Raw genomic sequence first — 8,824 nt, forward strand, 5'->3', positions numbered from 1 at the left:
AAAGCAGGTTATGGGGGAAAGATTATGAATCTACGAATTCGTATAGATGAAGAGAATAATAAGTCAGTAGTTCATTTAACTGGAGAAATTGATGTGTATACAGCTCCATTGTTAAAGGATGCATTACTCCCACTAACGAAACAGCAAGGAAATGTTCTAGAAGTGAATTTGGAGCATGTCAATTACATGGATAGTACGGGGCTAGGTGTGTTCGTAAACGCCTTAAAATCAACGAAAGAAAATGATTGCGTCCTACGACTTGTTAATTTGCAAGATCGTGTACTTCGTTTATTTCAAATTACTGGATTACATGAAATAATGGATATAAACGCTACGATTCGAGGTGTGAATGAATAATGGAATCGTTTGACTTTATTGAAATGAGATTTCCGGCAAAACCAGAATATGTTGGAGTTATACGGCTTTCCATTTCGGGTATTGCTAACCGGATGGGATTCACGTATGAAGAAATTGAAGATTTAAAGGTCGCTATTTCAGAAGCGGTGACCAATGCCGTAACACATGCGTATAACGAAGAAGATGACGGGGAAGTAACCATAGGCTTTGGGGTCTATGAAGAACGATTAGAAATCATGGTAGCAGATCATGGTGGGAGCTTTAGCTTGAGCGATGTGAAAGCGACAATCGGTCCTTATGAAAGCACGGAATCCGTAGAAAATTTGCGCGAAGGAGGCTTTGGTTTATTTTTAATTACTGCTTTAATGGATAAAGTTGAAATAAATAATGACTCAGGTGTTATCGTTCTTATGACCAAGTACCTGGAGAAACAAGAGGTGGGGTTACATGACGACCACGTCTCAACCAGACAATAAAGGAAGCGATGAGGTATATCAATGGATAGCGCAGCTTCAACAGAATCCCACAGATGAGGCAACACAGCAGAAGATTGTTCTAGCCTACCAGGATTTAGTGCATGCGATTGCTAGGAAATACTCGAAAAATAGTATGATTCACGAGGATTTAGTTCAAGTTGGTATGATTGGACTGCTTGCTGCAATCAGACGGTTTGATGCATCCATTGGAAAGACTTTTGAATCCTTTGCCATTCCTACTATTGTTGGAGAAATGAAGCGGTTCATCCGTGATAAAACATGGAGTGTTCATGTACCTAGAAGAATTAAAGAACTAGGTCCGAAAATAAAAAAAGCCGTGGATGAGTTAACCACAATCGAACAAAAATCACCTACAGTTCAAGAAATAGCCAAGCATATCGGAGTATCTGAGGAAGAAGTGCTGGAAACGATGGAGATGAGCAAGAGCTATCAAGCACTATCCGTCGATCGCACTATTGAAGGAACCTCAGATGGAAGTACCGTAGCTATTCTAGATATGATCGGAACAGACGAAGCTGGATATACAAAAATAGACCTGAAAATGTTGTTAGAAAAAATACTTCCAATTTTAACGGATCGAGAACAACAGATTATTAAATGCACATATTTTGATAATATGAGCCAAAAGGAAACTGGTGAACTGTTGGGGATTTCCCAAATGCATGTTTCCAGGTTACAACGTAGATCGTTAAAAAAACTCCGTGAAGCAATCAATTCAGATAGTGCGGAGGTTTTATAGAGAGATGAATAGGGTAAAAGTTGCAGTTTTCCAAGAAGCGAAGGAAGGAAATGCACAATGTGGCGATAGTTATTTTTATCATGAGACAGAGAACGAATTTGTTTGTGCACTTGCCGATGGACTTGGGAGTGGTGAGTTCGCCAAAGAATCATCGGATATTGTCATCCGTATTATTAAGGAAAACATTGATGCATCCGTTGAAGAGCTCGTTGTAAAGTGTAATGAGCAATTGATTGGTAAACGTGGAGCGGTACTGGCGATTTTCAAAATTGATTTCACCACCCATTACTACTCCATTTCTTCGATTGGCAATATTGGTGTGATGACCATTACCGGAAATAGGGAGCGTAAACGAAATATACCTAACGCAGGTTATTTAGCTGGCTACCTACGTAAATTCAAGGTTATTCAAGAGCGGCTCACGGATGAGATGAACATTATTATGTATACCGATGGTGTTACCAATCAGGATTTAGTCCAAAATTATTTTTATGATAAAGAAGTAGATCGTATTACGAAGTCATTTGCATTAAGAAGCAACCGACCAAGGAAGGATGATACGACTTTAATCGCAATTCGATATGATCAAGTATAAGACTGGCATAAAAAGCCGGTCTTTTTCTTATGTGAAGTAAGAGAACATTGGCTGGTGTTACGAACGAGAATAGGATTTGTGCTGGAATTTTGGTAGAATAAAAATGATGTAACAAAGGAGGAACAATTGTGGCAATAGTTTTAGAACAAGAATTAGCACAGTGGGTGTCCAACGAGACAGCTGTTCAAACAAACATTGTAAATAAAGTAATCGCATTACTAGACGAAGGAAATACAGTACCGTTTATCGCCAGATATCGTAAAGAAATGACTGGCGGCTTAGATGAAGTTCAAATTAAGGCGATCCAAGATAAGTGGCAATATGCTTCGAATTTAGCAGCAAGAAAAGAAGAGGTTATTCGTCTAATTGATGAACAAGGAAAACTAACACCGGAGCTAGAAGCGGAAATTAAAAAGGCAGCACAATTACAACGCGTAGAAGATTTATACCGACCATATAAACAAAAACGTAGAACCAAAGCAACCATTGCCAAAGAAAAAGGTTTAGAACCACTGGCGCAAGTGATATGGGAGCAAAAGCAAATCGATATACAGGTCGAAGCGTCGAAGTATTTATCGAAAGAGCATGAATTACATACGATAGAAGAGGTGCTTGCTGGTGTTAATGATATTTTGGCGGAGTGGATTTCTGATGAACCAGAGTATCGTGAATACATTCGAAATGAGACGTTTAAGCGCGGTTTAATTCAGTCGGAAGTAAAGAACCAGGAGAAAGACGAGAAGAGCGTCTATGAAATGTACTATGACTATAGTGAAGCAGTGCGATCCATTGTTTCCCATCGTATCTTAGCGTTAAACCGTGGGGAAAAAGAAGAAATTCTGAAAGTAACCGTCGCACCGCCAATTGAAGCAATTTTTGCTTATTTACAGCGAAAAGTTATGAAGCATCATGCGTCAGATGCCGTTAGTAAAGTGATAAAGACAGCCCTAGAGGATAGCTATAAACGTCTAATCCAACCGTCGATTGAGCGAGAAATTCGTAGTGCATTAACAGAAACCGCAGAAGAGCAGGCGATTTCCGTATTTGCTACAAATCTCAAAAATTTATTATTACAGCCACCATTAAAAGGTAGAACGGTATTAGGTGTTGATCCTGCCTTCCGTACAGGCTGTAAGCTAGCTGTAATTGATGAAACAGGTAAATTACATCAGGTAGGCGTTATGTATCCTACAGCCCCTAAAAACGATGTTGTAGGCGCTGAGAAGATCGTTATGAAGCTTATCCAACAGTATCCTATTGAACTAGTTGCGATTGGTAATGGAACGGCATCACGAGAAACAGAACAATTTATTTCCGATGTCATTACGAAGAACAATCTTGATCTTCCATATATCATTGTCAACGAAGCAGGGGCAAGTGTATATTCAGCATCTGAGTTAGCGCGAGAAGAGTTTCCTGATTTACAGGTAGAAGAAAGAAGTGCAGCTTCAATTGCACGACGTGTACAAGACCCACTAGCAGAACTAGTTAAAATCGATCCAAAATCAATTGGTGTGGGACAATACCAGCATGATGTTAGCCAGAAAGCATTAACGGAATCCCTAACATTTGTGGTAGAAACAGCGGTTAACCAAGTGGGGGTAAATGTCAACACGGCATCCAGCTCGCTACTTCAATACGTATCTGGGCTTAGTAAAACGGTTGCGGGTAACATTGTCAAACTTCGCAATGAAAACGGGAAATTTACTAACCGTAAACAATTGAAAAAAATCCCAAGACTTGGAGCGAAGACGTACGAGCAGGCAATTGGTTTCCTTAGAATTATCGATGGGGATAACCCGCTTGACCGGACACCAATTCACCCAGAAAGCTATGACCATACGGAGAAGCTTCTCTCCATGCTCAGTTGTCAGCTTGGGGATATTGGCTCAAACGAACTGAAAGAAAAGCTACAGTCCTTAAATAAAAAGGAAACTGCAGCCCAGCTTGAAATCGGTGAGCCAACCTTGGAAGATATCATTGATGCGTTAAGTAAACCAGAACGCGATCCACGTGATGCGTTCCCGCAACCATTGCTGAAGAAAAACGTATTGTCTTTAGAAGACTTACAGCCTGGGATGGAGCTTCAAGGTACTGTCCGAAACGTAGTCGATTTCGGTGTGTTTGTCGATATTGGTGTAAAACAAGATGGCCTTGTACACATTTCGAAAATGTCCAACTCCTATGTCAAGCATCCGATGGATATCGCATCCGTAGGGGATGTTGTAACTGTTTGGGTTGATAGTATTGATGCGAATAAAGGAAGAGTCGCATTGACAATGGTTAAAGAGAAGTAATGCAATATAAACCGCCTATTCAATAGGTGGTTTTTTTATTTGCGAATAGCCTGGTGAGTGTCTGATTCAATTTCGAGGGGAGCAACAACCACAGTGGTGTCACATTACAGAACAGCCCCTAATCAGAACAATCATCATAGTGAATCAAGAGCCAGTTAACAACACAAAAAGAAAGAGGCGCTGCGCAATTGCAGTGCCTCTTAAACTATGAATCAAGCTTATTTTACATCGCTTGCAGCTTCTACTTCACTCAATGGAATACCAAGTGCATTTGCAACACCTTCACCATAAGCTGGATCTGCTTTGTAGCAATGATTAATATGTCTTAATTGAACTTCCTTCGTTGTACCATCCATCGCACGAGCAGTGTTTTCGAATAAACGTTGTTGCTCGTCAGCGCTTAATAGGCGGAATAGTTTACCGGGTTGTTCGAAGTAATTATCATCATCTTTATCGAAATCATAGTAATCTACATCTGCACCAAGCTGTAATGCTGGCTCTTGATGTTCTTTACTATCTTCCCATTCCCCGTGGCTGTTAGGGCTATAAGAAACAGGGTTTCCATTAGGAATAACTCGCATACCGCCATCACGGTGATATGGATTAAAGTTCTTCGCGTTCTTAGGGTAGTTAACAGGGATTTGCCAATGGTTAACACCTAAACGATAACGCTGTGTATCGCCATAAGAGAATAGACGACCTTGTAACATTTTATCTGGTGAGAATCCAATACCAGGAACAATATTAGTTGGAGCGAATGCTGCTTGCTCAACTTCTTCAAAATAGTTCTCTGGGTTACGGTTAAGCTCTAGCTCACCAACTTCAATTAGTGGGAAGTCTTTTTTGTACCATACTTTTGTTAAATCAAATGGGTTGTAAGGTACAGTCTTCGCTTGCTCTTCTGTCATGATTTGTACGTAAAGTGTCCATTTTGGATAGTCACCATTTTCGATAGCTTCATATAAATCTCTTTGATGGCTTTCACGGTCTTTACCTACAATTGCTTCTGCTTCTTGATCAGTAAGGTTTTTGATACCTTGCTTAGAGCGGAAGTGGAATTTCACCCATACACGTTCATTTGCTGCATTGAAGAAGCTGTATGTATGGCTTCCAAATAAATGCATTTGGCGATAGCTTGCAGGAATACCACGATCACTCATAACGATTGTTACTTGGTGAAGTGCCTCTGGAATAGAAGTCCAGAAATCCCAGTTAGCTTGTGCGCTGTGCATATTTGTTTTTGGATCACGCTTAACTACGTGGTTCAAATCTGGGAAACGCTTAGGATCTCTAAAGAAGAAAACAGGTGTGTTGTTACCAACTAAATCCCAGTTACCTTCTTCTGTATAGAACTTAAGAGCAGTACCGCGAATATCTCGCTCAGCATCAGCAGCGCCACGTTCACCAGCTACAGTTGAGAAGCGGATAAACATATCGGTTTTCTTTCCTACTTCTGAAAAGATAGATGCTTTTGTGTATTTTGTAATATCATTGGTTACGGTGAAAGTACCGTAAGCACCAGAACCTTTTGCGTGCATACGACGCTCAGGAATTACTTCACGGTCGAAGTGTGCTAATTTTTCAAGGAACCAGAAGTCTTCCATTAATAGCGGACCTCTTGGGCCAGCAGTTTTTGAATCATCGTCATTTGGAACCGGAGCACCAAATGCTGTGGTCATTTTTTTCTTGTTTTCACTCATTGAATATATCCCTCCAGTATTATAGTGTAAAATAGTAGCTATGAGATTACTAAATAGATAGTTTGAGTAAATTCCTTACTGAGGATAATAGTATATACAGACAATCTTTAACTAACATCATAACTAGTGTTAAAGAATCCCCCATATTCGTACTGCTAATCCTCCTTTCTTACATGTTTGGGGTATTTACTCATACTCTATATTATAAATGATTATATTTAAAAATCAATATTTAATTATAATCATTTTAAATAAGTCTTTTGTAGTAGTGAAGGAAAACTAGTGTTGAATTACAAAATTCAGTAAGGATGGTTTCGCAAATGAAACATTTAAGTGAGAAAGAACTGCATGAATTAGTGAATCATATCTCAATAGAATTTTTTAAAAAGCCATTTGTTGACGACGTAACCTTTAATAACCGACTACGGACAACAGGAGGTAGGTATTTACCAAGTAAAAGGTTAATTGAATTAAACCCTAAATATTTTTATGAGATGGATGAAAATGAATTTAATGGGATTATTAAGCATGAGCTTTGTCACTATCACTTACACATTGAAGGAAAAGGCTATAAGCATAGTGATCCAGACTTTAAAAGACTATTGGCGATAACGGGTTCCCCAAGGCATTGCAAGCCACTTCCTTCTACTATTAATCGTAAAAAGCATCAGTACAGATGTGAAACATGTCACCACATATATAATAGAGTTCGGAGTGTTGATGTAAAACGATATCGGTGTGGAATTTGTGGTGGAAGCTTAAAACAAGTAAATTAAGGGGTGAAAATATAAATAGGAAGAAACTAGATACGTGATAATATTTGTAAATTCAGACGCGAAAAATTGATTGACGAAACGTTCTAACCGTGATAAATTATATAAAGTCTTATGAAAAACAAGCAGTACAAAATCAGACAGAAGAATCGTAAAAGTGTTCCGTAAAGCGCTTGACATCACGGTTGTTATATTGTATGATAATTTTTGTCGCTGAAATTAGTGATAGCTTGTTTTGAAGGAAGCATTATTACATTATTCCACAGTAGCTCAGTGGTAGAGCTATCGGCTGTTAACCGATCGGTCGTAGGTTCGAGTCCTACCTGTGGAGCCATATGGAGAAGTACTCAAGTGGCTGAAGAGGCGCCCCTGCTAAGGGTGTAGGTCGTGTAAGCGGCGCGAGGGTTCAAATCCCTCCTTCTCCGCCATTATATTATGGCCCGTTGGTCAAGCGGTTAAGACACCGCCCTTTCACGGCGGTAACACGGGTTCGAATCCCGTACGGGTCATTGGTTTTTACAAATAAATAGAGAAGGTCCGGTAGTTCAGTTGGTTAGAATGCCTGCCTGTCACGCAGGAGGTCGCGGGTTCGAGTCCCGTCCGGACCGCCATTAATTGTTGGGCTATAGCCAAGCGGTAAGGCATCGGGTTTTGATCCCGTGTATCCTAGGTTCGAATCCTAGTAGCCCAGCCATTTTTATTTACTTTGTTTGTGAGATATTTAACATACTTGTATCATATACCCATTTATTTCGGGAACTACTATATAAAGAGCCGTTAACTCAGTCGGTAGAGAGCCGCCAGCATCTTGAATTGCTACTATGTGCAGGCTTGCGAGGAGCATCGCTTCGATGATTCGCTTAAGCGACGAGCATTTTGGAGCAATACATCGGCCGAATACGCTGCGTGTATCATTCTATTCATATTTAAAAGGCTGACACAAGAAAGAAATGTACTTTTTATTACGAGCCATTAGCTCAGTCGGTAGAGCATCTGACTTTTAATCAGAGGGTCGAAGGTTCGAATCCTTCATGGCTCACCATTTATATGCGGGTGTGGCGGAATTGGCAGACGCGCTAGACTTAGGATCTAGTATCTTCGGATGTGGGGGTTCGACTCCCTTCACCCGCACCATATTTTTGTTCAACTAAATTTCGTTTTAATGCGGTCGTGGCGGAACGGCAGACGCGCTAGGTTGAGGGCCTAGTGGGAGTTAATCCCGTGGAGGTTCAAGTCCTCTCGGCCGCACTAGTTCCAGTTATTGGAATAAGAAGCACCTTGCGATAAATTGTTGAGTATGTTATAGTTAGTAACGTTGTTTTTGCGCCCGTAGCTCAATTGGATAGAGCGTTTGACTACGGATCAAGAGGTTAGGGGTTCGACTCCTCTCGGGCGCGCCATATTTCGGGAAGTAGCTCAGCTTGGTAGAGCACTTGGTTTGGGACCAAGGGGTCGCAGGTTCAAATCCTGTCTTCCCGACCAGCGGAAGTTTCAAATTTAATATGCGGGTGTAGTTTAATGGTAAAACTCTAGCCTTCCAAGCTAATGTCGAGGGTTCGATTCCCTTCACCCGCTCCATAATTATTATGGGCCTGTAGCTCAGCCCGGTTAGAGCGCACGCCTGATAAGCGTGAGGTCGGTGGTTCGAGTCCACTCAGGCCCATCATTCTAAAAAAGAATGAATAAAGTTGTTGACATAATATCGACAGCATGTTATGATATAAAAGTTGTCGCTAAAACAACAAATGATTATTTTGCTCTTTGAAAACTGAACAAAACAACCAGTATGTCAAGAAAAAACATACCCTGTTTTTTCTATTAAAAGAAATACAGAAGCTAGCGCTTCTTTGCTAAGAACTTTCCTAT

7 protein-coding genes and 12 tRNA genes are annotated in these 8,824 nt (G+C 40.4%); 18 read left to right on the forward strand and 1 reads right to left on the reverse strand.

Annotated features, from left to right (window positions below):
• Positions 1-24: 24 nt before the first annotated feature.
• The 5 genes from JF53_RS13145 to JF53_RS13165 all read left to right on the forward strand — a co-directional run bounded on the left by JF53_RS13145 (position 25) and on the right by JF53_RS13165 (position 4,485).
• The gene (locus JF53_RS13145) at positions 25-357 is read left to right on the forward strand and encodes an anti-sigma factor antagonist (RefSeq protein ID WP_047981051.1); all 333 of its coding nucleotides are present in this window, start codon (positions 25-27) and stop codon (positions 355-357) included.
• On the forward strand, positions 357-833 hold the full coding sequence (gene rsbW / locus JF53_RS13150) for an anti-sigma B factor RsbW (RefSeq protein WP_047981052.1): 477 nt from the start codon (positions 357-359) through the stop codon (positions 831-833). Before JF53_RS13145 ends, rsbW begins: the two co-directional genes overlap by 1 nt.
• Positions 805-1,593 carry an RNA polymerase sigma factor SigB gene (gene sigB, locus JF53_RS13155; protein ID WP_047981053.1) on the forward strand — a complete coding sequence of 263 codons (789 nt, stop codon included), beginning with the start codon at positions 805-807 and terminating at the stop codon, positions 1,591-1,593. Before rsbW ends, sigB begins: the two co-directional genes overlap by 29 nt.
• Before the next feature lie 4 nt (positions 1,594-1,597).
• Positions 1,598-2,188 carry a protein phosphatase 2C domain-containing protein gene (locus JF53_RS13160; RefSeq protein ID WP_047981054.1) on the forward strand — a complete coding sequence of 197 codons (591 nt, stop codon included), beginning with the start codon at positions 1,598-1,600 and terminating at the stop codon, positions 2,186-2,188.
• 128 nt (positions 2,189-2,316) lie between these two features.
• Positions 2,317-4,485: a Tex family protein gene (locus JF53_RS13165; RefSeq protein ID WP_047981055.1), complete on the forward strand. Its 2,169-nt coding sequence runs from the start codon at positions 2,317-2,319 to the stop codon at positions 4,483-4,485.
• A gap of 218 nt (positions 4,486-4,703) precedes the next feature.
• Here JF53_RS13165 and JF53_RS13170 read toward each other — a convergent pair whose 3' ends face one another.
• Positions 4,704-6,185: a catalase gene (locus tag JF53_RS13170; protein ID WP_047981056.1), complete on the reverse strand. Its 1,482-nt coding sequence runs from the start codon at positions 6,183-6,185 to the stop codon at positions 4,704-4,706.
• Between the two features lie 320 nt (positions 6,186-6,505).
• Between JF53_RS13170 and JF53_RS13175 the strand changes: the two genes are divergently transcribed.
• From JF53_RS13175 to JF53_RS13235, 13 genes are all read left to right on the forward strand, one after another.
• The gene (locus JF53_RS13175; protein WP_047981057.1) at positions 6,506-6,961 is read left to right on the forward strand and encodes a SprT family protein; all 456 of its coding nucleotides are present in this window, start codon (positions 6,506-6,508) and stop codon (positions 6,959-6,961) included.
• A 256-nt stretch (positions 6,962-7,217) separates the two neighbouring features.
• Positions 7,218-7,292 (forward strand) — tRNA-Asn (locus JF53_RS13180).
• A gap of 3 nt (positions 7,293-7,295) precedes the next feature.
• Positions 7,296-7,386, forward strand: a tRNA-Ser gene (locus JF53_RS13185).
• A 9-nt stretch (positions 7,387-7,395) separates the two neighbouring features.
• Positions 7,396-7,467, forward strand: a tRNA-Glu gene (locus tag JF53_RS13190).
• 25 nt (positions 7,468-7,492) lie between these two features.
• Positions 7,493-7,569: transfer RNA gene (locus JF53_RS13195), tRNA-Asp, on the forward strand.
• A gap of 8 nt (positions 7,570-7,577) precedes the next feature.
• A tRNA-Gln gene (locus JF53_RS13200) sits at positions 7,578-7,652 on the forward strand.
• A 272-nt stretch (positions 7,653-7,924) separates the two neighbouring features.
• Positions 7,925-8,000: transfer RNA gene (locus JF53_RS13205), tRNA-Lys, on the forward strand.
• 7 nt (positions 8,001-8,007) lie between these two features.
• Positions 8,008-8,092, forward strand: a tRNA-Leu gene (locus tag JF53_RS13210).
• A gap of 30 nt (positions 8,093-8,122) precedes the next feature.
• Positions 8,123-8,206, forward strand: a tRNA-Leu gene (locus JF53_RS13215).
• Positions 8,207-8,281: 75 nt separating this feature from the next.
• Positions 8,282-8,358 (forward strand) — tRNA-Arg (locus JF53_RS13220).
• 5 nt (positions 8,359-8,363) lie between these two features.
• Positions 8,364-8,440 (forward strand) — tRNA-Pro (locus JF53_RS13225).
• 22 nt (positions 8,441-8,462) lie between these two features.
• Positions 8,463-8,536: transfer RNA gene (locus JF53_RS13230), tRNA-Gly, on the forward strand.
• Positions 8,537-8,546: 10 nt separating this feature from the next.
• Positions 8,547-8,621 (forward strand) — tRNA-Ile (locus tag JF53_RS13235).
• The last annotated feature ends 203 nt before the right edge of the window (positions 8,622-8,824 follow it).

Source organism: Ornithinibacillus contaminans (genome assembly GCF_001038425.2).
Taxonomy (GTDB): domain Bacteria; phylum Bacillota; class Bacilli; order Bacillales; family Amphibacillaceae; genus Ornithinibacillus; species Ornithinibacillus contaminans.

Excerpts from the sequence above, each read along its gene's own strand:
- JF53_RS13170 (WP_047981056.1), bottom strand. The coding sequence starts at position 6,185 with ATGAGTGAAAACAAGAAAAAAATGACCACAGCATTTGGTGCTCCGGTT.
- JF53_RS13145 (WP_047981051.1), top strand. The coding sequence starts at position 25 with ATGAATCTACGAATTCGTATAGATGAAGAGAATAATAAGTCAGTAGTT.
- JF53_RS13175 (WP_047981057.1), top strand. The coding sequence starts at position 6,506 with ATGAAACATTTAAGTGAGAAAGAACTGCATGAATTAGTGAATCATATC.
- rsbW (WP_047981052.1), top strand. The coding sequence starts at position 357 with ATGGAATCGTTTGACTTTATTGAAATGAGATTTCCGGCAAAACCAGAA.
- JF53_RS13160 (WP_047981054.1), top strand. The coding sequence starts at position 1,598 with ATGAATAGGGTAAAAGTTGCAGTTTTCCAAGAAGCGAAGGAAGGAAAT.
- sigB (WP_047981053.1), top strand. The coding sequence starts at position 805 with ATGACGACCACGTCTCAACCAGACAATAAAGGAAGCGATGAGGTATAT.